This window comes from Nioella ostreopsis (genome assembly GCF_004000255.1).
Classification (GTDB): Bacteria; Pseudomonadota; Alphaproteobacteria; order Rhodobacterales; family Rhodobacteraceae; genus Nioella; species Nioella ostreopsis.
Genome location: NZ_RCIQ01000012.1, coordinates 15516 through 39753, shown reverse-complemented (window position 1 = coordinate 39753; position 24238 = coordinate 15516). Strand labels below are relative to the sequence as shown.

22 protein-coding genes are annotated in these 24238 nt (G+C 61.5%); 18 read left to right on the top strand and 4 right to left on the bottom strand.

All coding sequences use genetic code 11. The annotated features are described in order from the left end of the window. Position 1 precedes the first annotated feature (1 nt). Entirely contained in the window at positions 2–2521 is a 2520-nt protein-coding gene (locus tag EP237_RS13245) for a heavy metal translocating P-type ATPase (RefSeq protein ID WP_127561381.1), read from the bottom strand. Positions 2522–2653: 132 nt separating this feature from the next. On the opposite strand from EP237_RS13245, the gene EP237_RS13240 reads away from it, so the two are divergent. The 17 genes from EP237_RS13240 (at position 2654) to EP237_RS13165 (ending at position 19606) form a co-directional block, all read left to right on the top strand. After that, the gene (locus tag EP237_RS13240) at positions 2654–2860 is read left to right on the top strand and encodes a heavy-metal-associated domain-containing protein (RefSeq protein WP_127561380.1); all 207 of its coding nucleotides are present in this window, start codon (positions 2654–2656) and stop codon (positions 2858–2860) included. A 500-nt stretch (positions 2861–3360) separates the two neighbouring features. After that, positions 3361–3951, top strand: a complete 591-nt coding sequence (locus EP237_RS13235) for an EF-hand domain-containing protein (protein ID WP_127561379.1) — start codon at positions 3361–3363, stop codon at positions 3949–3951. Positions 3952–4121: 170 nt separating this feature from the next. Next, positions 4122–4508 carry a DUF302 domain-containing protein gene (locus EP237_RS13230; RefSeq protein WP_127561378.1) on the top strand — a complete coding sequence of 129 codons (387 nt, stop codon included), beginning with the start codon at positions 4122–4124 and terminating at the stop codon, positions 4506–4508. 28 nt (positions 4509–4536) lie between these two features. Next, positions 4537–5223 (top strand): TVP38/TMEM64 family protein, encoded by a 687-nt coding sequence (locus EP237_RS13225; RefSeq protein ID WP_420812521.1) that lies wholly within the window; start codon positions 4537–4539, stop codon positions 5221–5223. 123 nt (positions 5224–5346) lie between these two features. Further along, the gene (lgt, locus tag EP237_RS13220) at positions 5347–6270 is read left to right on the top strand and encodes a prolipoprotein diacylglyceryl transferase (protein WP_127561376.1); all 924 of its coding nucleotides are present in this window, start codon (positions 5347–5349) and stop codon (positions 6268–6270) included. Positions 6271–6302: 32 nt separating this feature from the next. Beyond that, complete coding sequence (locus tag EP237_RS13215) at positions 6303–6923, top strand: RNA polymerase sigma factor (protein WP_127561375.1); 621 nt, start codon at positions 6303–6305, stop codon at positions 6921–6923. A gap of 210 nt (positions 6924–7133) precedes the next feature. After that, complete coding sequence (locus EP237_RS13210) at positions 7134–7502, top strand: DUF5676 family membrane protein (RefSeq protein ID WP_127561374.1); 369 nt, start codon at positions 7134–7136, stop codon at positions 7500–7502. Continuing rightward, positions 7499–8881: an MBL fold metallo-hydrolase gene (locus tag EP237_RS13205; RefSeq protein WP_127561373.1), complete on the top strand. Its 1383-nt coding sequence runs from the start codon at positions 7499–7501 to the stop codon at positions 8879–8881. The genes EP237_RS13210 and EP237_RS13205 overlap by 4 nt, the downstream gene beginning before the upstream one ends. After that, on the top strand, positions 8878–10386 hold the full coding sequence (locus tag EP237_RS13200; protein ID WP_127561372.1) for a thymidine phosphorylase family protein: 1509 nt from the start codon (positions 8878–8880) through the stop codon (positions 10384–10386). Before EP237_RS13205 ends, EP237_RS13200 begins: the two co-directional genes overlap by 4 nt. After that, positions 10383–11330 carry a ribose-phosphate diphosphokinase gene (locus EP237_RS13195; protein ID WP_127561371.1) on the top strand — a complete coding sequence of 316 codons (948 nt, stop codon included), beginning with the start codon at positions 10383–10385 and terminating at the stop codon, positions 11328–11330. The genes EP237_RS13200 and EP237_RS13195 overlap by 4 nt, the downstream gene beginning before the upstream one ends. Positions 11331–11380: 50 nt before the next feature. Then, positions 11381–13690, top strand: a complete 2310-nt coding sequence (locus EP237_RS13190; protein WP_420812522.1) for a copper-transporting P-type ATPase — start codon at positions 11381–11383, stop codon at positions 13688–13690. A gap of 15 nt (positions 13691–13705) precedes the next feature. Continuing rightward, entirely contained in the window at positions 13706–13969 is a 264-nt protein-coding gene (locus EP237_RS13185) for a DUF2933 domain-containing protein (RefSeq protein WP_127561370.1), read from the top strand. After that, positions 13966–14622, top strand: a complete 657-nt coding sequence (locus tag EP237_RS13180; RefSeq protein ID WP_127561369.1) for a methyltransferase family protein — start codon at positions 13966–13968, stop codon at positions 14620–14622. The genes EP237_RS13185 and EP237_RS13180 overlap by 4 nt, the downstream gene beginning before the upstream one ends. Positions 14623–14633: 11 nt before the next feature. Beyond that, positions 14634–15131 carry a c-type cytochrome gene (locus EP237_RS13175; protein WP_240661629.1) on the top strand — a complete coding sequence of 166 codons (498 nt, stop codon included), beginning with the start codon at positions 14634–14636 and terminating at the stop codon, positions 15129–15131. Further along, complete coding sequence (locus EP237_RS23135; protein ID WP_164744706.1) at positions 15131–16228, top strand: KR domain-containing protein; 1098 nt, start codon at positions 15131–15133, stop codon at positions 16226–16228. The genes EP237_RS13175 and EP237_RS23135 overlap by 1 nt, the downstream gene beginning before the upstream one ends. After that, the gene (locus EP237_RS13170) at positions 16225–18294 is read left to right on the top strand and encodes an AarF/UbiB family protein (protein WP_164744705.1); all 2070 of its coding nucleotides are present in this window, start codon (positions 16225–16227) and stop codon (positions 18292–18294) included. The genes EP237_RS23135 and EP237_RS13170 overlap by 4 nt, the downstream gene beginning before the upstream one ends. Continuing rightward, a complete protein-coding gene (locus EP237_RS13165) occupies positions 18278–19606 on the top strand; it encodes an APC family permease (protein WP_127561367.1) in 1329 nt (442 codons plus the stop codon). Before EP237_RS13170 ends, EP237_RS13165 begins: the two co-directional genes overlap by 17 nt. Before the next feature lie 94 nt (positions 19607–19700). Here EP237_RS13165 and EP237_RS13160 read toward each other — a convergent pair whose 3' ends face one another. The 3 genes from EP237_RS13160 to EP237_RS13150 all read right to left on the bottom strand — a co-directional run bounded on the left by EP237_RS13160 (position 19701) and on the right by EP237_RS13150 (position 22567). Further along, positions 19701–20342 carry a hypothetical protein gene (locus EP237_RS13160; protein WP_127561366.1) on the bottom strand — a complete coding sequence of 214 codons (642 nt, stop codon included), beginning with the start codon at positions 20340–20342 and terminating at the stop codon, positions 19701–19703. Between the two features lie 549 nt (positions 20343–20891). After that, on the bottom strand, positions 20892–21734 hold the full coding sequence (locus EP237_RS13155) for a hypothetical protein (RefSeq protein ID WP_127561365.1): 843 nt from the start codon (positions 21732–21734) through the stop codon (positions 20892–20894). Positions 21735–21970: 236 nt separating this feature from the next. Next, positions 21971–22567: a hypothetical protein gene (locus EP237_RS13150; protein ID WP_416937168.1), complete on the bottom strand. Its 597-nt coding sequence runs from the start codon at positions 22565–22567 to the stop codon at positions 21971–21973. Positions 22568–22935: 368 nt separating this feature from the next. Here EP237_RS13150 and EP237_RS13145 point away from each other — a divergent pair, with 368 nt between their 5' ends. Further along, positions 22936–24087, top strand: coding sequence for a Fic family protein (locus EP237_RS13145; protein WP_164744704.1), 1152 nt, complete (start codon positions 22936–22938; stop codon positions 24085–24087). Positions 24088–24238 lie beyond the last annotated feature (151 nt).

Here is a 24238-nt window from a genome sequence, read left to right as displayed (position 1 = left end):
CTCATTCTGCGGCGACTGGGGTAGAGATCCGCGAACCGGCTTGGTTGATGACCAGCGTCTCGGCTTCGCTCATTGCAGGGCGAACCCAGCGGAGCCGCAGCGCATTCGTCAGAACGAAGACCGAGCTGAACGCCATTGCGCCCGCCGCAAGCACAGGCGACAGCAGCAGGCCGAAGGTCGGATACAACACGCCTGCGGCCACCGGGATCAAGGCGACATTGTATCCGAACGCCCAGAACAGGTTCTGCCGGATGTTCCGCATAGAGCGCGCGGACACCTCGAACGCATTCACCACACCCCGCAGATCGCCCGACATCAGCACGACATCGGCCGATTCGATGGCCACGTCGGTTCCCGTGCCGATGGCGATGCCGACATCGGCATGGGCCAGCGCCGGCGCGTCGTTGATGCCATCGCCGACGAACGCAATCCGCTGGTTGTTGCCCTTCAACGTGTCCAGCGCCGCAACCTTGCCGTCGGGCAGGACACCGGCGAACACATGGTCGATGCCGATTTCCCGCGCGATGGCATTTGCCGTTTCCGCCTTGTCGCCGGTGATCATGGCCACCTTCAGCCCGAGATCGTGCAGGGCGCGAATGGCGGCGGTGCTGGCGGGCTTCACCGGATCTGCCACGCCGATAACTGCCGCGACCTTTCCATCCACCGCAGCAAAGAGCGCTGTCCGCCCCTGTTCCGCGATACGACGTTCCGCATCTGCTAGGGATGTGATGTCCAGACTTTCACGGGCCATCAGACGATCCGCGCCGACCAACACATCGTGCCCGGCAACCTTGGCCCGTACACCGAAGCCCGTGATCGACTCGAAAGCCTTGGCGTCATGACGTGCCGCACCCTCGGTCTTGGCCGCCCGCACGACGGCATCGGCAATGGGATGTTCGGATTGTGCCTCGACCGCCGCGACGAGCGCGAGCATCTTTGAGCGGGTAAACCCTTCGGCCAGCACAAGGTCTGTCAATTCCGGGCGCCCTTCGGTCAGAGTGCCGGTCTTGTCCAGGGCGACGACATCGACGGATGTGAGTTCCTGCAGCGCGTCACCCTTGCGAAACAGAACACCCATCTCCGCCGCGCGTCCGGTGCCCACCATGATCGAGGTCGGCGTCGCCAGACCCATGGCGCAGGGACAGGCAATGATCAGAACCGACACGCCCGCCACAAGCGCATGGGACAGCGCCGGCGAGGGCCCCAGCAAGAGCCAGGTCAGCACCGTCACCAGGGCCAACACCATGACCGCCGGAACGAACCAGAGCGTGATGCGATCCACAATTCCCTGGATCGGCAGCTTGGCACCTTGTGCCTCTTCCACCATTCGGATGATCTGGGCGAGCGTTGTATCCGTCCCTACGCGAAGGGCACGAAACTGAAAGCTGCTGGCTCCGTTGACGGTGCCTCCGGTCACCGGGTCGCCCTCTGCTTTCTCGACCGGCACCGGTTCACCGGTGATCATGCTTTCATCGACGCGGGCGCTGCCTTGGGTCAGTTCCCCATCCACCGCGACGCGTTCGCCGGGCCGGACGACCAGAATATCGCCGACACCGATCTGGTCGATGGGGACGTCCGTCGGCTCTCCGTCCACCAGGATCCGCGCGCTGCTTGGCTGGAGACCCAGCAGATTCTGGATTGCGGCACCGGTACGGCCCTTGGCGCGTGCTTCCATCCAGCGTCCCAAAAGGATCAATACGACGATGACGGCCGCCGCCTCAAAGTAGACCGCACGGGACGCTTCGGGCAGAAGCGACGGCGCGAACAATGCGGTGAGCGAATAGAGATAGGCCGCGCCGGTGCCGACAGCCACGAGGCTGTTCATGTCAGGCGCGCTTTTCAGCAACGCGGCGAAGCCTTTGGTGTAGAAGTGCCGACCGGGCCAGACCAGAACGACGGTCGTCAGGACGAACTGGATCATCCAGCTGGTCTGGTGGCCGATCGTGCGACCGATCAGCTCATGCATGCCCGGCACCAGATGCGCGCCCATTTCCAGCAGGAAAACCGGCAGCGCAAGGGCCGCCGCAAAGGCCGTCTTGCGGGCGAATGCTCGGGCTTCGTCCTGCTTGCGGGTGCCGCGATCCTCGGAAGACGTGTCGCCAGTTGCCTCCGCCGGGTAGCCGGCCTCTTCGGCCGCCTTCAGCAGATCGGCCATATCAAGCGATCCATCGGCAAAATCGACGGTTGCCGTTTCTGACGCGAGATTGACATTGACGTCCAGGACTCCGGGCACCGATGAAAGGGCTTTCTGCACACGACCCACGCAGGAGGCACAGGACATGGAGGAAATGTTCAGCCGCACCGATTGGGTTCTGGCGGGATAGCTCGCCTGGCTCAACGCCTCGACCACTTCGCCGATCCGGGATCTGGAATCGACCTGCGCCTGCGCCGTTTCGGTCGCGAGGTTCACATTCACCTCGGTAACGCCGGGCAGGGCTGAGAGCGCTCGTTGGACCCTGCCAACGCAAGACGCGCACGACATATTCTGGACCGAGATTCGCAGGCTTTGAGAGCTTTGCATCGCTTATTCCTTATTCATCCCGGATGACACCTAGGGCCTCCCCTTACTGGAAGGTCAACAGCTTCAGAAATTTTTCTTGACCTTCCTTCGCGGGAAGCACCCATCCTGAGCGTCACAATCAAGGAGAGACCAATGAGCAATTTCACTGTCCCAGACATGAGCTGCGGGCATTGCACCGCTGCCATCGAAAAGGCCATCAAAGCGATAGACCCGTCTGCAACTGTTGTGTGCGTGCATGCAACAAAATCCGTGTCTGTGGAGAGCAATCTGAGCGAACCGGCTGTGTCCGAAGCAATCCGCAGCGCGGGGTTTAATGTGTCCTCTCTTTCAGAAACCTGAATCTTTCCGGGGCTGAAGTATCCTGTGTCAGCTGTTCGGAGGAACAGGTCTGCATGGTCCATGACCCTAGACCTGACGGGCACATTGTGGTGCGGGAAGACTGGGTGTAGTCCTGAACTCCTCCTGCCCCACTTGGAGCTTCACCGGTTTGCGTAGGAAACGCAACGTCGACAAGATGACGGTGTCGCCGCATCGCGATTTTCCTTTGCCGAGCGCATCGCATCAGCGCCGGATCAAGACTTGCAGTTGATGTCCGCCCTGCCCCCTCGCAATTCCTTCCGTGGGCACGTGTGCTCGCCGAGGATGACAGGCGACGGACGGATCGCGCGCAACCATGGAAGTGACGATCGCGCGGGCATCCTCATCAGAGTTTTGTCTCGTTATGTAACGGTCTCTCCATTTGCGACCTGCTGATACAAGGCGCCGAGTGCTTGGCATTCCATCAATAAAATCACGTGCCATATAGGTCTTATCGCAACAGCGGATATGAGGTTTTCCAAATGAAACGCACTACTCTCCTTGCAGCAATCGCGGTGACAACAGCCGCCGTTGGTGGAGCAGCCCTCGCGGATGCCAATCATGGTCACGGCGGCCAGGCAGATGTCACGCAGGTGTCGGGCCCGATGCAGAACAGTGGTCCCGGCATGATGGGGATGATGGGTGGCATGGACGGCATGACGGACATGATGCGGCAAATGCATGGCGGCATGATGGGCGGCGGCATGATGGGCGGAATGGGCCCGATGGGTGGCTCCATGATGCAGACGTTCGACTCAGATGGCGACGGCACTGTGACGGCCGAGGAAATGCACGCCCGGTTGCAGGCGCAACTGGCCGAATACGACAGCGACGGCGACGGCGCGCTCTCGATCGCGGAGTTCGAAACCCTTCACAGCGCCATGATCCGCGAGATGATGGTGGACCGGTTCCAACATCTGGACGCCGATGGTGATGGATCGGTCACGTCGGAAGAAATGGCGGCACCGGCCGTCATGATGGAACGCGCGCAAATGATGCGCAATCGTATGATGGCCGCACAGCCCGAGATGGGCGCGGACATGAGCGACGGCAATATGATGAATGACAACTGAGCGATCGGTGCCGGCGCAGCGTCGGCACCGCATCCTTTCGGTTTTATGGAGGCTTTCATGATGGGTTTCGGCATGGGCGGAATCTGGATGCTGCTCCTCATCGTCTTCCTGGTGTTGGGGATTCTCGCATTCGTCAAATATCTGTCCAAGTGAACGAAAGGAGATTGGGAATGGCATATACCTATGATCGCATTCTGAATGGCACCGACATCGACGACGCGGAAATGCGCATTCGCGCGGCCCTTGCCGACATGGGCTTCGGCGTCCTGACTGAAATCGACGTCAAGGCAACGATGAAAAAGAAGATCGACGTCGAAATGGCACCCTACCGCATCCTCGGGGCCTGTAATCCTGGTATGGCAAACAAGGCCATCGGGATCGAGCCGCGCGTGGGCGCGATGCTGCCCTGCAACGTGATCCTTCGCCAGGTGGATGGCGGCACCGAGATCAGTGCCATTGACCCAGTCGCATCAATGCTGGCCATCGACAACCAGCAGCTCCACGAGGTCGCGGGCGAGGTTCGAGACTTGCTTCGCAAAGCGGTCGATGACGCATGATCGCACTGTGTCCGGCAAGAGGCCGCGATTGGCAAATTGGTCGATCTCCCGCAGGATCACCAAGGCAGCCATAGCGGCGCTTCTGGTCGTGGCTCTTGCGATCCTGTTCATCGGGCCGTTTGCGGGTGTGATCGAGCGTATCGACGGCATCCGGATATCCGGATGGGTGGAGGCCGCAGGGCTATGGGGTCCGATGCTTGTCATCGCCCTGATGACGGTCGCGATCGTCGCCACACCAATCCCGAGCGCACCGATCGCATTGGCGGCGGGGGCGGCCTACGGACATACATTGGGAACCGTCTACATCGCAGCCGGAGCCGAACTGGGCGCACTTGCCGCATTCGCACTGGCGCGATTTCTTGGCCGCGACGCTCTCGTTCACTGGCTCGGTGAAAAGGTAGACGCGGGCTGGCTGGGATCGCAGAACGCCTTGACACTCACGGTCTTCGTCAGCCGGTTGCTGCCGTTCATTTCCTTCGACTTCGTCAGCTACGCGGCGGGGCTGAGCAGGCTGCACTTTTTGCGGTTTGCAGTCGCGACACTCGCCGGAATCATCCCCGCGAGCTTCGTTCTTGCCCATTTCGGCAACGAAGCGGTCAGCGGGAGTTCATCCCGCGCCACCTGTGCCGCCATAGGGTTGGGGGTTCTGACGCTGACGCCCCTTGTTGTCGTGGCCGTGCGGGACTTGCGAAGACATCGGGTGCGCCATGACTGATCGCCGCGCCCCGGTGCGGCCCCCGCCCGATCTTTCGAGCGCCGTCAGATCGACAAGTAGAACGCGCCATCCGGCGATCGCTGACGGCTTTCAAGCCAATCCGTTGTTTGAGGGAACCCGGCCATGCTGACCGCCGCCATACCATTTCCGGACATAAGCCACGCGCTGTTCTCGATCGAGATCGGCAGCTTCACCTTTGCGCTTCGCTGGTACGCGCTTGCCTATATCGTCGGCCTGTTGATCGGTTGGCGTCTCTGCGTCATGGCGGTCAGCCGTCCGGCACTGTGGTCCGGGGCCGGTGCGCCGCTGGACCGCCGCCAGATCGAGGATCTTCTGACCTGGATCGTTCTGGGCGTCATCCTCGGGGGGCGGCTCGGGTTCGTGCTGTTCTACCAGCCGGAATACTACCTGGCCAATCCGCTGGAGATACTGAAGATCTGGCAGGGCGGCATGTCCTTCCATGGCGGTTTCCTTGGCGTTGCCACCGCGGGGCTGGTCTTCAGCCTTCGCCACAAGGCATCGATGCTCAGCGTGGCCGACCTGCTTGCGCTGGCGACCCCGCCGGGGCTGTTTCTGGGGCGGCTCGCGAACTTCATCAACAATGAGCTCTGGGGCCGGCCCACCGACGTTCCCTGGGCCGTGATCTTTCCGGGGGACGCCGCGCAGAACTGCCTCGGCGTCGTTTCCATTTGCGCCCGCCATCCCTCGCAGATTTACGAGGCGCTGCTTGAAGGCCTGCTTCTTGGCACCGTTCTGACCTACCTCGCTTGGCGGCGCGGTTGGTTGAGGATGCCGGGAGCGCTGACCGGGACATTCCTGGTCGGATACGGCGCTGCCAGAAGTTTCGTAGAGCTGTTCCGCCAGCCGGATGCGCAATTCGTAGTCCCCGGAAATCCGGTCGGTCACGCGATCCATTTCGGCGATTGGGGTCTGACGATGGGGCAGGTGCTGTCCGCACCCATGATCCTGATCGGGCTGGCCTTGATACTGCACGCGTTCAGGCAATCACGAACTGCGACCAAGCAGGACGCCAGCTTTGTCGGCTGACTGATCGTCGTCACGGAAGGGAGGAAATTGGAATGTGCAACGATATGAAAGGGGGCGATTGCAGACCATCGACCGAGACCGCGTTGATTGAGGGGCGTGATGCGTTCCTTGGCTTTCTTGTCAAACGCCTCGGCAACAGGGTTGAGGCCGAAGATGTGTTTCAGGACTTCTGCATTCGGGTTCTGGCCCACAAGGATCAGCTGCGTAATGTCGAACGGATGGACGCCTGGCTCTATGCCATTTTACGTTCGGCACTGAACGATCACTATCGCAAGGCCGCGCGGCGACGGCATGTTGCGGAGGCAATGGCGGCCGAGCCTGAGGATTGGGCGGAGGATGCGACCGGTCAGCTATCGCGCCCATGCCGTTGTTCCGAGGGCCTGCTCTCCGAATTGCGGCCGGCCGATGCCGATCTGATCCAGCGGATTGACCTGCGAGAGGACGACCGTGCCTCTGTCGCCGCTGACATGGGACTGAGGCGCGGTACTTTGGCAGTGAGGCTGCATCGCGCACGCATCGCCCTGAAGAACAGTTTGCTAAGCCATTGCGGAACCTGTTGCGAAACGGATCGCGATGACTGCTATTGCCCGCCTGCCCGATGCGAGACTCCCGGGCAGCATTCGAATTGCAGGGAGGACGCCGCCGTGATGTGAGCCGGGAGGCCTTTTCTTGTAATGATCCCGAGAGCTCGGCGTCTACAGTTTGGAATCTGAAGCATTGGGGGCGGCCACGACGCATGAGAAACACAGACAGGCCGAGCTTAAGGTCCAGTCAGGGCGTTCCGACCGCGACCAATGACCGAGCTTCGGGGCACAAGATCAGGAGGCTTCACAACGCCACCGCGCACAACAAGGAGAATTGACATGATCGCAATCATCTATTTTGCCGTCCTCGCGGCGATCCTGTTCGTGGCCCTTCGCTTCACCTGTGGTGACTGCGTGATGGGAAAGCCCGGACCCGAAGGGGGGGCGGTGCGCATCCCGCTGATGGCCCTTGGTTGGGCACTGAGCCTGTTCCTGGCCGTGACCTTTCTGATCTGTGTAGCGTTCGACCTGATATTTCCCGGCTATTCAATGTATGAAGCCTGGGCAGGTCTGCTGCCAGGCTTCGTCTGGCTGACGCCCGCAGGGTTCGTGATCGGCCTTGTCGAAACCTTCCTCTACGGCTGGTATGTTGCCCTGATCTTCGGAGGCCTGTTCAACGCCATTGCCAATCGCGGGAGGGTGGCATGACACGCTTCAACCGTCCCTCGCTGCGGTTTCTCGGTGCCGCCGGAACTGTCACCGGATCGCGCTACCTTCTGGAGATCGGCCGGCGGCGCATTCTGGTCGATTGCGGCCTGTTCCAGGGCTTCAAGCAGCTGCGCGCGCGAAACCGGAAACCCTTCCCGGCGCGACCCTCCACCATCGACACGGTGTTGCTGACGCATGCGCATCTGGACCATTCCGGCTATCTTCCCGCACTGATCCGGGCCGGTTATAGTGGCCGCGTCATCTGCACCAGTGCCACGGCCGAGCTATGCGGTCTGATCCTGCCGGACAGCGGCCACATCCAGGAAGAGGAGGCGCGCTTTGCCGCGCGCCGGGGGTTCTCCAAGCACAAGAACCCGAATCCGCTTTACACGCTGAAGGACGCCGAGGCGGCGCTTGATCGGTTCGATACCGTGGACTTCGGGCAAAGGGTCGATCTGGGCGACGGTATCACCGCGACCTTCATTCCGGCAGGGCACCTTCTGGGCGCAGCACAAATCCGGATCGAGTTCGGCGGAAACGTCATCCATTTCAGCGGCGATCTGGGACATGATCCGGACCCGCTGATGCGTCCGCCCGAGCCCTTTGCCGGTGCCGATGTTCTTGTCTGCGAATCCACCTATGGCAACCGCGCCCATCCCGACATCGACGCAGAGGCGGAACTGGCACCGATCTTGAAACGGGTCTTCGCACGGGGGGGAACGGTCTTGATCCCGTCTTTCGCTGTCGGCCGTGCCCAGGGGTTGATGTTGCACATTTCGCGGCTGATTGGACGCGGCGAGATTCCCTATGTTCCGGTCTTTCTCAACAGCCCCATGTCGGTCGACGCCACCGAGATCTACCACCGGCACCATGACGAACATCATGTCAGCTGGGAAGAGTGCTTGGCGATGTTCGAGGTGGCCAAGCGGGTGAACACCGTCGAGCAGTCCAAGAACCTGAACACCCGCCAGGGGCCGATGATCATCATCTCGGCAAGCGGCATGCTGACCGGCGGGCGCATCCTGCATCATCTGGTCAGTTTCGGAGGGGATCGCCGCAATGCGATCCTCCTGTCGGGCTTTCAGGCCGGTGGCACGCGTGGTGCCGCTTTGGCCGATGGTGCGCGTCGTCTACGGATGTTTGGCCACGAATACCCCATCGAGGCCGAGGTCGTGCAGCTTCAGTCGTTTTCTGGCCATGCCGACGCCGAAGAGATCCTGCGCTGGATGTCGGCCGGTCCGGCACCGCGCATGACTTACGTGACACATGGCGAGCCTTCGGCATCCGATGCCCTGCGCTTCCGCATCGACCATGAACTCGGACGACCGGCCCGCGCGCCTGAGCATCTGGAAACCGTGTATCTGGACCATCCGCGATGACCGATACACTCGCACTCGTCCCCTCCGGGATAGACACCTACCGCCAACCGATCATCTACATGCACGAAGACTGCCACATCTGCCGCTCGGAAGGGTTCGCCGCCGAGACCCGAATTCGCGTCGACCTGCGCGACCGCTGGATCATTGCCACGCTGAACGTGGTCGCGCGCGGTGCATGGCTGGCCGTAGAGGAGGCTGCGCTGTCGGTTTCAGCCTGGCAGGCGCTCAAGGCGCAAGCTGGCGACCGGGCAGGTTTTTCGCATCCCGAGCCGCCTGTTTCGTCGTCAATAATCCGGGCCAAGGTCTATGGGGAGCGTTTGCGGCGAAAGGATTTTGCCGCGATCATTCGCGATACGCTCGACAACCGTCTCTCGGATCTCGACCTCGCCGCCTTCATCACTGCCAGCGCCGGAGACCGTCTTGACGATGGCGAGACGGTGGCCCTGACCCGCGAAATGCAGGCTGCGGGCGAAACGCTTGACTGGAGTGGCCAGACCGTCTTGGACAAGCATTGTGTCGGCGGGCTGCCGGGTAACCGGACAACCCCGATCGTCGTCGCGATTGTTGCCGCAGCCGGGCATCTTATCCCCAAGACGTCGAGCCGGGCGATCACCTCCCCCGCCGGGACCGCAGACACGATGGAGGTCATGGCCCCGGTAGCTTTGGACGCTGCTGCGCTGCGCAAGGTGGTCGAAGCGGAAGGCGGTTGCGTGGTCTGGGGCGGCGGACTGAACCTCAGCCCCGCTGACGATCACTTCATCCGCATCGAGCGGCCGTTGGATTTCGACAGCGTCGGACAATTGGTCGCCAGCGTCCTGTCAAAGAAGGCGGCTGTCGGTGCAACCGACGTGTTGATCGATGTGCCGGTCGGGCCAACGGCCAAGGTGCGCTCGGCGCAGGCCGCGGCGGCCCTGGGATCCCGCCTGAGCGCGGTCGGTCAGGCTATCGGGCTGCGCGTCGCGCTTCACGAAAGCGATGGCACGGCCCCGGTCGGGCGCGGCATTGGCCCTGCGCTTGAAGCGGCGGATGTTCTGGCGGTGCTCCGGCGTGCTCCGGCTGCGCCGACGGATTTGCACGAACGAGCCCTGGACCTTGCGGGTCGGCTGCTCGACCTAGCACCGGGTGCATCTGGCAAGACAGGCAGGGCGCGGGCAGAGAAAATGCTCGACAGTGGCGCGGCAGAAGCGAAATTCCTGGCGATCTGCGCCGCACAGGGTGGATTCCGCGAACCTGGTGAAGCGCCGCGCCGCACTGAGATGCTGGCCTCGGCGGCAGGATATATAACCGCCATCGACAACCGTTTGATTGCTCGCATCGCAAAGCTTGCCGGCGCACCGCGCCAGCAACGGGCGGGTGTGCGTCTTCTGGTGCGGGTCGGGGAACGAGTGGAGAAAAGTCAGCCGCTTTATGAAATCCACGCCGAGACGACCGGCGAACTGGCCTATGCGCGCGCATATGCCGAAGCCCATGTCCGCGCGCTCAAACTGTCGGAGGATACGGCATGATCCTTGTTCCGTTCCCGGAAATGAAAACTCTCGCGCGATCGCTCGCGCCTGCATTGGATGCAGATCTCTGTCCGCTCGACTGGCATCGCTTCCCCGACGGTGAAAGCCTGATGACCTTGCCGGACGACATGAGAGATGCCGATGTCGCGATACTGGCGACGCTTCGTGATCCTGACCGCCTGGCCCTGCCGCTGCGGTTCGCCGCACAGACGGCCCGAGAGCTGGGGGCCCGGAATGTCGGCCTGATCGCGCCCTATCTGGGATACATGCGACAAGACCGGCGCTTTCGCGATGGACAGGCCGTCAGCGCGAAGCTGTTCGCCGGATTTCTCGCCGAGAGTTTTGACTGGCTGGTGACGGTCGATCCCCATCTGCACCGCATTGCGCGGTTGGAGGATATCTTCTCAATCCCGGCCGAGCGTGTCGCGTCCGCCCCGCTTCTCGCCAAGTGGATCCGTACAAATCTGCCCGATGCCATACTCTTGGGACCTGACAGCGAAAGTCAGCAATGGGTTGCTGAAGTGGCCCGGCTTGCCGCACGGCCATACGAAGTCTTGCGAAAGATCAGGACCGGTGATCACGAGGTCGATATCAGCGTGCCGGAGAGCGCCGCTCTGCTTGAGGGCACTCCGGTGATACTGGATGACATCGCGTCTTCCGGCAGGACGATGGCGCGCGCTGTCGAACAATTGCTTGCAGCCGGAACCGGTTCGCCGGTCTGTCTGGCGATCCACGCGGTCTTTGCGGAAGGGGCCCATGACGTCATCATGTCGGCCGGGGCCGCACGGATCGTTACCACCGACACCATACCACACCCCTCCAATGCGATCGGAACCGCCGCTGTGCTTGCCAAGTCACTTCGGTCATTTGTGTCGAGTCTTGACCTTCCAGCAAGTGGAAGGACTAGGTTGACACCGACTTGCTCCGATAGGAATTCCCAATGACCGATCACACTCATCAATCCGCGCCCGAAACCGACATCTATGTTTGCCCGATGCACCCCGAGGTGCGGCAGAACGGTCCGGGCGATTGCCCGAAATGCGGGATGCACCTTGTGCCGGAATCGGAGGCCGGTGCCCATGCAGGGCACGATCATCACGGGCATGAGCACCACGGGCACGACCACCAGTCAAGCGCAGCCCCGGCAGACGGCAGGTATGATACGGTCCCCGCCGAATATGACGGGGCCGTCTATACCTGTCCGATGCATCCGCAGGTTCGCCAGGTCGAACATGGCTCCTGCCCGATCTGCGGTATGGGGCTGGAGCTTGAGTCCGGCATCCCGGTGGAGGACGGCCCGAACCCCGAACTGGTAGATTTCACGCAGCGCTTCTGGGTTGGCTCGGTCCTGACCATCCCGCTTCTGATCCTCACCATGGGTCCCTATCTCGGCTTTCCCGGAGTGCGCGAGATATTCGGTGAGCGGGCAACCCTCTGGATCGAGCTGGTTCTCGGAACCCCAGTTGTCCTTTGGTGCGGCTGGCCGTTTCTGGTTCGGGGCTGGAATTCGTTCAAGACGATGAACCTCAACATGTTCTCCCTGATCGGCATGGGCGTGATGGCGGCCTGGCTATTCAGCGTCGTCGCTGTTCTCTCACCCGGCATATTCCCCGACGGGTTTCGCGACGCCGAAGGGCATGTCGGCGTCTATTTCGAGGCGGCGGCGGTGATCGTGACGCTGGTGCTGCTCGGCCAGGTGATGGAACTGCGCGCCCGTGAAGGAACCGGCAAGGCAATCCGCGCGCTGCTGGACATGGCGGCCAAGACCGCGCGGGTGATCCGGGACGATGGCTCCGAAGAAGAGATCCCGCTGGAGGATGTGCAAGTCGGCGACCGTCTGCGCGTGCGGCCCGGCGACAAGGTGCCGGTCGATGGCGTGGTTCTGGATGGCCGGTCCTCGGTCGACGAAAGCATGATCTCGGGTGAACCCGTGCCGGTCGAGAAGACCGAGGGCGACCCGCTGACCGGTGCCACGATCAACGGCACCGGCAGCCTGGTGATGGAGGCGACGCGAGTCGGGTCCGACACGATGCTGTCGCAGATCGTCGAGATGGTTTCGAACGCGCAACGCTCGCGGGCCCCGATCCAGAAATATGCCGACAAGGTGGCGGGTTTTTTCGTTCCGGCCGTGATCGGTATCGCGGTCCTGTCCTTCATTGCGTGGGCGATTTGGGGGCCAACACCGGCGCTGTCCTACGCCCTGATTTCGGCGGTGGCGGTTCTGATCATCGCCTGTCCCTGTGCGCTCGGCCTTGCGACACCGATGTCGATCATGACGGCGACTGGGCGAGGCGCGCAGGCCGGGGTTCTGATCAAGAACGCCGAGGCGCTGGAGCGGTTTGAGAAGGTCGATACCCTTATTGTCGACAAGACGGGGACGCTGACGATGGGCAAGCCACAGCTTGTCGCCGTCCTCCCCGAGCCCGGTCACGACGAGGCCGAGGTTCTGCGTCTTGCCGCGTCGCTGGAACGCGGATCGGAGCACCCTCTGGCCGAAGCGATCGTGCGCGGCGCGGAGGAGCGTGACGTAAAAATGGCCAATGCCGACGATTTCGAGGCGGTTACCGGCAAGGGTGTCAAGGGTGTCGTGGACGGCCAGGCGGTCGCGCTCGGCAACCTGGCGATGATCCGCGAACTGGGGCTGGAGGCGGGCGAGTTGACCGCCAAGGCCAATGACCGCCGCGACGAGGGCGAGACAGTGATGTTCGTGGTGCTGGATGGCGAGATCGCCGGTCTTGTCGCGGTCGCCGACCCGGTGAAGGAAACCACCCCCGCCGCGATCAAGGACCTGCACGAACTGGGGTTCCGCGTCATCATGGCGACCGGTGACAACGAGCGCACCGCCAAGGCGATCGGCGCGCGGCTCGGCATCGATGAGATACGGGCCGATGTGCTGCCCGAGGACAAGGCGCGGATCATCAAGGAATTGCAGGCCGAGGGCCACAAGGTCGCCATGGCCGGCGATGGCGTGAACGATGCGCCCGCGCTGGCGCAGGCCGATGTCGGCATCGCCATGGGCACCGGCGCCGATGTGGCCATCGAAAGTGCGGGCATCACGCTGGTCAAGGGCAACCTCGACGGGATCGTGCGGGCGCGTCGGCTAGCGCGGGCCACAATGCGCAACATCCGCCAGAACCTGTTCTTTGCGCTGATCTACAATGCCTCCGGCGTGCCGGTCGCGGCGGGCGTTCTGTTTCCCTTCTTCGGCATCCTCATCAGTCCGATGTTTGCTGCCTTTGCAATGAGCGCCTCATCGATCTCAGTGGTGCTCAATTCACTGCGCCTTCGCGGCGCAAAGGTCTAGAAATGGAAGACCAACATGAACAATCACTCTGATCCGGCCAACGCCAATTGCGACCCGTCGGAATCACCTTCCCATACGCCGTCCTTTTGGCGGTCGCGTGCAGGCATCTACCTGATCGTTGCACTGGTCGTCGGCGGTCTTCTGTTGGGCTACGAGCACCGCGTCCACATCCTTGGTAGCAATTGGCTCATTTGGCTGCCGCTACTGCTCTGCGTGGGCATGCACTTCTTCATGCATGGGGGCCACGGCGGACATGGCGGAGGAGGAAATAGGACATGACCGATCCCGGAACCGCCTATGGCCTTTGGCTTCTGGTTTTCATCAACTCCGCCGTCTTCATCATGTTTGCCTTCAGCTTCTTCAAGCCACAGACGTCAAGGGACTGGCGGAGTTTCGGGGCATTCAGCGCCTTCATCGTGGCCCTATTCACCGAAATGTACGGGTTTCCCCTGACCATCTTCTTTCTGTCCGGCTGGCTTCAGTCAACCTGGCCAGATATCGACTGGTTTGCGCATGACAGCGGACATCTACCTGAAATGATGTTCGGCTGGCAATCGAACCCTCATTTCGGCCCCTTCCATATCCTGAGTTTCGCCCTAATCGGAGGCGGTTTCTGGCTGATCTCTGTGGCTTGGCACCATCTGTGGTCGGCGCAAAGGCAAGGGCGGCTGGCCACGACAGGCCCTTATTCACACATTCGACACCCACAATATATGGGCTTCGTGGTGATCATGGCGGGCTTTCTCGTGCAATGGCCAACGCTGCTGACGCTTGCAATGTTCCCGGTGCTGGTCTGGATGTATGCACGTCTCGCCCGCGCCGAGGAGGCCGACAGCAAGTCGCGCTTCGGGGAAGCCTGGGATCGCTACGCCGAAACTGTTCCCGCATTCATTCCGCACCTGCGGTCGCGCCTGGTAAGCTCAAAAAGGTAACGGACAGAGGTATGACAAGAACCAAGAAGAACGGAAACCCCGCGACAATGACCCGAAAGGCGATGGCGATTGCCTCCCTGTTCGCATTCGGATTGGCAACTGGCCCATTGGCCCAGTCCGATGAGGAGGAAGCCGACCGACCAAGAGTCAACACCCAAATGCATGGCGACGCCGCCGGAGCGCCCGCACCCGATCCAGATACCATCATCGTGCCGGAGACCCTGAGCGCGCCTTCATATTTTGGCCAGATCGCGTTCGAGCAAAACTGCGCATCGTGTCATGGTGAAAACGGAGCTGGCGGGACCGGCAACGGTCCGCCGCTGATCCATCCTATTTACGAACCTGGTCATCACACGGATGGGGCGTTCCTGCGGGCAGCGATGGCAGGCGTGCAGTCGCATCATTGGAATTTCGGCGATATGCCTGCTGTGGAAGGGGTCACGGAAGAAATGGTTGTATTGATCGTCAGCTACATCCGCGAATTGCAACGCGCCAACGGGATAGAATGATGGCAAGACGCCCCGACCCGCCGCCGGTGCAAGGAACCGTCGTGCTGATCGGTGGCACGGGCGATGTCGGCGGGCGACTGGTCCGGTTGCTGGTCGACCATACGGCAGCCCGCATACTGCTGATTTCGCGCAGCGGTGTTGTGTCAGGTGATCGTGTTGAGGCGCTGCGGCTTGATATCGCCGGGAAGGACGCCGCTGGAAAGCTGCCGCCTGGCGCGACGGTGGTAAACCTGACCGAAGCTACGCCCCCATCGGTCGCGGCCGAAGTTGTCCGCAACGGCGGGAGTTTCCTCGAGACCTCGGCGTCACCGGATTACCTGAAGGCGCTGCGACGGGAGGTTCTGGTCGCTGGAGGTACGGGCACCGCAATCCTCTGCGTCGGGGCCGCGCCCGGCCTCAGCACCTTGATGGCAGCCGAACTCCTGCGCGATACAGAGGCTGAAAAGGTCGACATCGGATTGGAACTCGGCATGGGGCGCCACTATGGACAAGCCGCGACGGAATGGTCGATCGGTTCCCTCAGCTTCCCATATCGGCTGTCCGGTTCCGGAAACGCCTTTGTTGCGCCCGGAGCCCTCCGTCGCTCGTTTGCTTTCGGGCGGGGCTGTCGGGCGCGTCCAGCGCTTGGGATCGGCCTTGCAGTGGATGGTTTCGCGGATGGTTCGGGCAGCGGCCCCCCTGCCCTTGTCCGTACCTTCCTGGCGATCGATCCGCCTTTCGTGACGCGCGCTGTTGGACTGCTCTTACGGCTCGGTCTCGGTCCGGTGCTGTCGCGGCGCAAACGCGGCGTGACGCGGGCCTTGAGGCGGCTGCCGGAACTGGGTCAGGCGCGCACCCGGATCGTTGTCGAGGTGCGGGATCCGGACGGCAGCGTCGTTGCCTCGCGTCATGTTTCTGCCGGCGATCAGGCCGAAGTGACGGCGGCGATGATCCTCGCCACGATCCGCGCATTGTCGGCGGCGGACAGGCCGATGCCCGGCCTGTCGTCCATCGTCGATCACCTGACATTTGCCGGGGCGCTGAACGATCTCCGCCTCCTCCTGCCGGGCATGGCAGTCGAGACCTGGTCGACCGGGCGAATTGGAGGAAAACCGTGAACCGCACCAGGAACGTCTTGCGGTTGGCCCGGATTGCTGTCGGCCTGGCGAAAGATGTCTGGACGCTCCGGCGATATGATCCGGCCAGCGGCGACACTGGTGCACCGGATCGGTTCGCGCAAAACCTGCTCGCACTGGGGCCGGTTTTCGTCAAGCTTGGCCAGATCCTCAGCACCCGCCCCGATATTCTGCCCGAAAGCTATGTCGCGCGGCTTGCGGAATTGCAGGAGCGTGCGCCCCATGTGGATTTCGCCACGGTGCGGCGCATCGTCGAGGATGAGCTGGCAACGCCGCTTGAAACCGCCTTTGCCAGCTTCGAGGCCGAACCCGCCGCCGCCGCGTCCCTGGCCCAGGTACACAAGGCAAGCCTGGCGGATGGCACGGCGGTCGCGGTCAAGGTGCAGCGATCAGGGCTGGAGCCGCTGTTCCACCGCGATCTCGACGCGCTCGACCTTGGGCTGAGGATCGCGCGACTGGTGCTGCCGCGCCGTCTTCGGCGCACGAATTTGTCGGCGTTCCTCTCGGAGTTTCGGCGCTACTCGCTGGCCGAACTCGATTTTCGCGCCGAGGCGGCTGTCATGGACCGGTTTCGCGGGAACCTCGCCGGGCAGGACCGCATCCGAATTCCAAGACCCTATCCCGACCATGTGACAGCCCGCGTGCTGACCATGGATTGGGTCGATGGCCTGCGCCTGTCCGAGGTCTCGGCCGCCCTTCCCGAACAAACCCGGTCCGCACTGGTCGAGGCGCTTGTGTCGATGCTGCTGAAAATGTTCGTGTCGGACGGGCTGTTTCACGCAGACCTGCATCCCGGCAATATCGTCTTTCATGCCGACGGCACGGTGACACTGCTCGATTTCGGCATGTATGGTGAGCTGAACGCAGCGCAGCGCGACCGCTTCGTGCTGTACTGGATGGCCGTGGCACAGCGGCAGACCCGGCGCGCCTATCACCATTTCAGCGCGCAGACCGAAGCCCTTCCTGGCGCCGATCACGCGCTGTTCCGGCAAAAATTCGAGGGGCTTGCGGCAAAATTCTACGCGGCCCCGTCGCGCGAGGCCAGTCTTGCGCGAACCTATCTTGCAATGATGCGCGCAGGCTACCGCGCCGGTTTCGTATTCCCTGCCTCCCTCATGCTCCATGCCAAGGCGCTGACCACTGCGGAGGCGCTGCTGTTCGTGCTGGCGCCCGACGCACGGTTCGACGATTTGTCGCGCCCGTTCATCGCGCGCGAGGTCGCCGCGCGTCTGGCATCCAGTGACCCCTTGGGGCGCCTTGCGCAGGTGCTTCCCGAGCTACTGCTTACAGGCGCCCTGCCGCCCGCCGAGGCGATTGACGAGACCTGGGACGATTCCGCAAGCCGCAAAATGGGGAGTGGAATCCTTGAGGCTGTCATCCCATCCGGCGAGGGAATTGGCCGTGCCGCGCTGACGAAGCTTTTTAGTCACGTCGCCCTGCGGCATCTGGGAAAGGAGACCGACTCGATCCTCTCGGACAGCTGGGCGGGCTATGAAGGGCTTGAACGCGACCTTCCGCTGGAGCCGAACGCTGGCGCTATCCTGACAACGCATCTTGCCGCCCTGACGCTTGCGCTGCACCGAACGCTGGTCGCGCGAGGGCGGTCAGAGGCGCAGAGCCATGAGATCATCCATGCGATCGGATGGGACATCTACGATCGGATGGCCGATCCGCCGTTCGAGATCGCCCGCGCCATCACCACCGATCCTACCAAGCGAATGCGCATCGCAACGGGCCTGTTTCGCCGTTTCCCCTTTGGACCACCGGCCTATGGCTGGCGCGACATCGAGGCGGGTGGCAACGTCGTCGCCTTCGACTGCACGAAATGCCCGGTGGCCGAGTTCTTCGCGGCCCATGAGGCCTCGTCGCTGTGCACAGCAACATGGTGCGCACTCGATTTCCCGGTGGCCGGAAAATGGGGTGGGCAATTGGTGCGTCCAAAGACCATTGCCGGGGGCCACGATCATTGTGATTTCAGGTGGCATACCTTGCCACTGTTGGACAAAAACGAAACCGGAGAGGCAGCTGAGGATGCAGGACAAGGATAGAAGCGACACCTTCCGCGAAGGCTCGATCACCCTGGGCGGTGCTGTCGCGATGGGAACGGGCGTGATGATAGGCGCGGGCATCTTTGCGCTGACTGGGCAGATCGCTCAACTTGCCGGACCGCTCTTTCCGCTGGCCTTCATCGCGGGCGCAATGGTGACCGGCTTCAGCGCCTACAGCTACATCCGGATGTCGAACAAATGGCCATCCTCGGGCGGGATCGCGATGATCCTGCAAAAATGCTATGGCCCCGGCGCGGTTGCGGCAGGAGCCGCCCTGCTGATGGCTTTGAGCATGGTGATTGCCGAAAGCCTCGTGGCACGGACGTTCGCAACCTACGTCCTGCGTGCCTTTGACATCGAGGTCGGGCCGCTGGTGCCGATCCTCGCCGTGGGCGTCATCGTCTTCGCTTTCCTCGTGAACATCGCCGGCAACCGGTCGGTCGGGGTTTTCTCGCTGATCATGGCGGCGATCAAGATCGGCGGCATCGGATTGTTCGGAATCGCCGCGATCTGGTCCAGCGGCTTTCAGTTCGCGGCCGCGTCCGAGACCGTGCAGGACTACGGCGTGATCAGCTTCATTGCATCCGTGGCGTTCGCGATCCTGGCTTTCAAGGGCTTCACCACCATTACCAACAGCGGATCCGAAATCACCGAACCGCACCGCAATGTGGGTCGGGCCATCGTGCTTTCCATCGGGATCTGCGTGGCAGTCTATCTGCTTGTTGCCTTCGGTGTCGGCTCGAGCCTGACCATCGACGAGATCGTCGCCGCACGGGATTATTCGCTCGCCGAGGCCGCTGAACCCGCCCTGGGGCAAACCGGCTTCTTTCTGACCGTGATCCTGGCGGCGGTGGCAACGGCCTCCGGCGTGCTCGCCAGCGTGTTCGCCGTGTCGCGGATGCTGGCGATGTTGACGGAAATGAAGATGATTCCGCATCGGCATTTCGGAATGTCCGGCCCGATCCAGCGGCATACGCTGGTCTACACCGTTGTCATCGCGTCCCTGCTGGCAGTGTTCTTCGACCTTGGTCGGATCGCTTCGCTCGGTGCCTTTTTCTACCTGGTCATGGACATGGCCGTGCACTGGGGCGTGTTCCGCTACCGGCGAAAGGAGATCGGTGCCTCTGGCTTGGTGCTGCTTGCGGCACTGGCGTTCGATGCCGTGGTGCTGGTGGCTTTCACGGCGATGAAACTTCAGAGCGATCCGCTCATCGTGCTCTATGCCATTGGCGGCATCGCCGCTGTCTTCATATTCGAACGGATCTACCTGTCGCGGTGGCTGGCACCCCGGCAGGCCACGCATGACCACTGATATTTGCCGGCGCGACAGCAGACCGGCAGAGGCCGGACCGGAAAGGACAACGTCCCGGCAACGACAGCCTGCAAGGTCACGACAGGGCTCCAATTCATGCCTGGAGCGCGCGAATCAAGGCGGCCAATGCGGTCAACGCCAGGACGGAAAACCCGAACATCACCACCGCGACAAGTACATATCCCGATCGGCCGGCAACTCTCCGCGCCAACCCGCCAAGTCTGTCTGAACTCTCGAGCGCGGTGACATAAAGCGGGAGAGCGCTCACCAGCGTGGCATAGAGATAGACGCCGGAGATGTTCTCGAAAAGGACCGAACGCGCCAAAGTCGGCGCCACGACCCGAAGCGCGGTCGCGCGGCTTCCTCCAAAGGAATCGAACCAGTCGGCCGACACAACATAGATCACGGCATGCAATGCGATGAAGCCGACAACGCGGACCGGCATATCCACGAGGAGCACAAGCTTGATCCCGTAGCGCTGGTCCGGCTTCGAGACGATCCACGCATACAGGAAGAAACTCACGTAGTTTACGGCAAAGACAACCGGCAGACCGTTGGTAATGACCTGCCGCATGAACCTGTCGAGCGGAGGTCCACCGCCAACCAACATGGCACTAAATCCCGGTGTCAACGCAACGAAGGCCAGTAGCGGAGGCACCATGGCGAGCAGGCTGAAGATGAATGTGTTTCGCACGAAATGGACGGCGGACATCTCAATGGCGAAGTATTTTTGCATAATTGCCAATCTTCCACGCTCAACGGTCAAACGTCGATGGCACGTGCTGAGCGAAGAGAGAAGTTTTTCCCGTTTTGGAGGATCGGAGCATTTCCGAACCCGGTGGCCCCTCTTGCGCACAGCGCATGTCGGGCGTGCTTTCAGGGTGTTTACCCGATTTGATGATCATGCAGAGACTTGCCGCCGCAATAAGCTGGAATGAGCGCTTGTGTGGCAGCGCGTAAACATCATCCCACTAGAGACTGTATTTGTCAGGCAGGTTGAGCGGTCCATTTGTGGCGAGCTTTGCACATGGCGTTTGCGATATAAGGGCGCTTAGACGATGGCGACTGAGTCAGGAAACTGCACGGCTCGAGTTAGAAATGACGGAACAGTTGGATACTTGAACCAGCCTTTCAGAACCAACTCAGAAAGCCCCCCAGGAACCGCCCGCAAGCTGTTCACGCAGTCCCAACCACATTTTATAGCTCAGGCCCGAATTTGCCTACATGCGGGTTCCGCAAGCGCATTGAGGTTTCCTTGATCCTAACGCGCACTGCCGCCCGCGGATCATCTGGAAATTTCCCCTGCCAACACCGCTCGTCCGTGCACAGCCAACGTCGCTGAAAACCTCTGGCACCCAAACTTGCGGATCACATCGAGGACCCGCGCTTCGTAGGCAACGTGCCCAATCAAACGACACAGGTCGGACGCGTGGAACTGGCGGTTCGCAGTGGGCGCAGCTTGCATCTGTCTCAGCAATTCGCGCTCTTTCGGGTCCGTTATCCGTTTCTGCGATGGTTTCACATCGGAACGAGACGGGGTTCCCGGCGATTTTCGCCATCGGCGCATGAAGCCAAGCAGGAAGCCGGCCGGCACCCTACCGTTGCCTCGGGACCGATTGAAGGCGAGGAAGCGATCCCAGATGATCTGGGTGTCGACGTTCCAGCAGGGCAGCGTGGCCTTCGCTGCTTTGATGAGCTCCGCCCAACTGGTCTGAAAAACGTTCGAACTCGCGGTGATTTCGATCAGTCCTGAGAAGATAGTTTTGTTATTATTATCTCTAGATAGTGATGTGTCGCCTTCACCTGACACGAGATCATGGGTTTCACTCTCCTCGTCGAAGGCTGAAAACCGAAAGATCCAGGGCGCGAACTTGCCATTCGGCTTCGCCCGCTCGAGCTGCAACTCTGACGTCTCAAGTTCGCTCAGAAGAACCGTAAGATACTGTCGTGAGACACCCATCTTCTCTGCAAGGGCCGAGAGGGTGAAGGCTGCCGTTCCGCGCGACAACCCGTTGTAGCCATCCTTCCAGGCGAGGGCATCGAGGATGAGGGTGGCAAGCTTGTGCGCTGCAACAGAGAGATTTGTCTGCGTGATCCGTCGCAGGATCAGGCCGGTCGTAGGTTCCATGGTCGAGGTCTCCTTGGAGATCCGACGCCATGTCGCGAAACAACAACATTATTGCCAGCAAAACAACTTTGCTGGTTGCAGGTGTTTTAGCCGTGCGCTAGGAAGCTCTTGTTCACGGAGTTCTCTTGCACGGCGTCAGGCTTCACGGTCTGGCGTCGTCTTCTTTTCGGGGGTTTTGCACAGCTTCCCGTGCGGGGTTGTGAGGAAGCGCGCGGCGAAACCGCGGGCTGGTTTTGTCAGTAGCGAACCTCTTCAGAGCCATAGTTCCCGGCGTGATCGCGCCAGTCGACGAAGACGGAACGGTAGAAGTAGCTGCCGCATCCATTCGGGATGCTCAGGCCGGATGCGGCCGGCACTTGGCCCACGTTGGACCTTGTCCATCGGTAATCGCCCTGCACGCCGTAGGACCCCAACCGCGTGGAGTCGCTGCGATTGCAGTCGCCATCTCGGTTTTCGTGCTGGCGGTACTGGATGTGATAGACGCGAATGCTGCGCACGAAATCAAAGGCGTCGCCCGAGATGTCGATGTCGGCTTGCTCATCCGCTTGGACGCGGACAAGGGGGATCGGAGTCGATTCCTGCGGTTCGGGCGGATCGCTGAACGTGATGTCATAAAGGCGTTCCATAGGCGACATCGGACTGGGACCGTTGAACGACACACCCATCGGACACCGCCAGATTTGTAAGGGCGGCTCGATCGGCCATGGCGTGATCCGCCGAATGAAGACCGCTCTGGCATGCGCGCAGGGCGCGGAGGCAGGCCAGCCGCCCGCAAGGCAGAGGAGGATTGCACAGTCCACCTGATAGGCCTGAGCCGGACCTGACGAGGCCATTAGTCCGGATATGCTTAGTACCGTGGCTGTTGCCACGCTGTGGATCACGTGCTTCATGATGCCGACTCCATCTATAATGGTGCAGCGATACGAAACAACATTAATGATAGCAAGGAGATTTGATCGATGATTGCGTGCAAGTCTTGCCTTCGTCGCTCATCATATTCTCGAACCTGGCAGCGGACTGCGGAAGAGTTGCGGCCAATTAACCGGCCAAGATCTCGGTCACTACGCCACTTTATGGGTCGGCAACCTCATGATAGTGTGTAGTTTTAGAAGAGTTGATTCATGGCCAAAATAGCGGCCAGAAAGCAGGACAAGTGACGACCCCGGATGATGGAGAAACGGTAGGACTTTTCGAGCCTCTCATGGTTTCTGAAGGTGCTCCCGCGCGCGCAAGTCTAAACGATCTCGCGCTCGAGCTGGCAGAAAAGTCTGCGGCGTTTCGGAGCGGGTTGCCTTCTTCCGTCTCGGAAGCGTTGGCAGATCTCGTGCGGGCGATGAACTGCTACTACAGTAACCTCATCGAAGGGCACGACACCCATCCCATCGACATCGAACGCGCGATGCACGGCGACTACAGCGCTGATCCATCGAGGCGAAACCTTCAGCTCGAAGCCAAGGCGCATGTTGCAGTCCAGAAATGGATCGACGGAGACGGTATGGCGGAGCAACCAACCGCGCCCGCGTCGATTATCGAGCTGCATCGCCGCTTCTGCGAGCTGCTGCCGCCTGAGCTTCTCTTTGTCGAGAACCCAAAGACGGGCGAAAAAATTCCGGTTGTGCCTGGCGAGCTTCGGACGCGCTATGTTGAAGTCGGGCGACACATTGCCATCAGCCCTGGCGCAGTGCCACGTTTTCTCGAACGCATGCACAAGGCTTACAGCCTGCCTGGCAGGATCGAACCCATCCTTGCTGCGGCTTGCGCCCATCACCGGCTTCTCTGGGTGCACCCGTTCCTCGACGGGAACGGGCGTGTTGCCCGCCTCATGTCTTACGCCATGCTGCAAAGAACGCTCGACACGCGCGGCCTCTGGTCTGTGGCGCGCGGGCTTGCACGACAAGAGGTCTCCTACAAAGAGCACCTTGCTGCCTGCGACGGTCCCCGACGTGGAGATCGCGACGGTCGCGGTACGCTCAGCGAAGCCGCACTTGCCTCCTTCGCAGGCTTCTTCCTGCGCACCAGTATCGACCAGGTGGAGTTCATGGAAAGCCTCATGCGACCTGATCGGCTGCGTGACCGCATCCTTATTTGGGCTGAAGAGGAAATCCGCGCCGGAGCGCTGCCTCCAAAATCCGATACTGTACTGAAAGCCATGCTCTATCAGGGGCAGATCGAGCGCAGGGAGGTCGAAGCCATCCTTGGCACGAGCGATCGCACTGCGCGGCGGGTGACGTCTGCGCTACTTGAAACGGGTGCCCTGTCCTCAACATCGACCCGCGCGCCGCTCAAACTAGCGTTCCCTGCCAAATATGCAGGTCGGTGGATGCCGGGGCTGTTTCCCGAACGGGGTGAATGAGAGGATGAAGTGCGGCAATGTAGCGATCAACAAGAGATTTGAGGTAGAACATTGATTAGTTTCAGATAAGGAAGCAAAGGAGAGAGTGCGAAACTTCCACCTGAAGCAGGATTTGATGACCGGGCTGATATTATCAGGTGGCATCTGGCAG

Bases quoted from the DNA above. Each gene is read 5' to 3' on its own strand.
- EP237_RS13175 (WP_240661629.1), top strand. From the start codon at position 14,634: ATGACAAGAACCAAGAAGAACGGAAACCCCGCGACAATGACCCGAAAG.
- EP237_RS13185 (WP_127561370.1), top strand. From the start codon at position 13,706: ATGAACAATCACTCTGATCCGGCCAACGCCAATTGCGACCCGTCGGAA.
- EP237_RS13160 (WP_127561366.1), bottom strand. From the start codon at position 20,342: ATGCAAAAATACTTCGCCATTGAGATGTCCGCCGTCCATTTCGTGCGA.
- EP237_RS13150 (WP_416937168.1), bottom strand. From the start codon at position 22,567: ATGGCCTCGTCAGGTCCGGCTCAGGCCTATCAGGTGGACTGTGCAATC.
- EP237_RS13230 (WP_127561378.1), top strand. From the start codon at position 4,122: ATGGCATATACCTATGATCGCATTCTGAATGGCACCGACATCGACGAC.
- lgt (WP_127561376.1), top strand. From the start codon at position 5,347: ATGCTGACCGCCGCCATACCATTTCCGGACATAAGCCACGCGCTGTTC.
- EP237_RS23135 (WP_164744706.1), top strand. From the start codon at position 15,131: ATGGCAAGACGCCCCGACCCGCCGCCGGTGCAAGGAACCGTCGTGCTG.
- EP237_RS13210 (WP_127561374.1), top strand. From the start codon at position 7,134: ATGATCGCAATCATCTATTTTGCCGTCCTCGCGGCGATCCTGTTCGTG.
- EP237_RS13235 (WP_127561379.1), top strand. From the start codon at position 3,361: ATGAAACGCACTACTCTCCTTGCAGCAATCGCGGTGACAACAGCCGCC.
- EP237_RS13145 (WP_164744704.1), top strand. From the start codon at position 22,936: ATGGTTTCTGAAGGTGCTCCCGCGCGCGCAAGTCTAAACGATCTCGCG.
- EP237_RS13240 (WP_127561380.1), top strand. From the start codon at position 2,654: ATGAGCAATTTCACTGTCCCAGACATGAGCTGCGGGCATTGCACCGCT.
- EP237_RS13155 (WP_127561365.1), bottom strand. From the start codon at position 21,734: ATGGAACCTACGACCGGCCTGATCCTGCGACGGATCACGCAGACAAAT.
- EP237_RS13165 (WP_127561367.1), top strand. From the start codon at position 18,278: ATGCAGGACAAGGATAGAAGCGACACCTTCCGCGAAGGCTCGATCACC.
- EP237_RS13195 (WP_127561371.1), top strand. From the start codon at position 10,383: ATGATCCTTGTTCCGTTCCCGGAAATGAAAACTCTCGCGCGATCGCTC.
- EP237_RS13200 (WP_127561372.1), top strand. From the start codon at position 8,878: ATGACCGATACACTCGCACTCGTCCCCTCCGGGATAGACACCTACCGC.
- EP237_RS13215 (WP_127561375.1), top strand. From the start codon at position 6,303: ATGTGCAACGATATGAAAGGGGGCGATTGCAGACCATCGACCGAGACC.
- EP237_RS13245 (WP_127561381.1), bottom strand. From the start codon at position 2,521: ATGCAAAGCTCTCAAAGCCTGCGAATCTCGGTCCAGAATATGTCGTGC.
- EP237_RS13205 (WP_127561373.1), top strand. From the start codon at position 7,499: ATGACACGCTTCAACCGTCCCTCGCTGCGGTTTCTCGGTGCCGCCGGA.
- EP237_RS13190 (WP_420812522.1), top strand. From the start codon at position 11,381: ATGCACCCCGAGGTGCGGCAGAACGGTCCGGGCGATTGCCCGAAATGC.
- EP237_RS13180 (WP_127561369.1), top strand. From the start codon at position 13,966: ATGACCGATCCCGGAACCGCCTATGGCCTTTGGCTTCTGGTTTTCATC.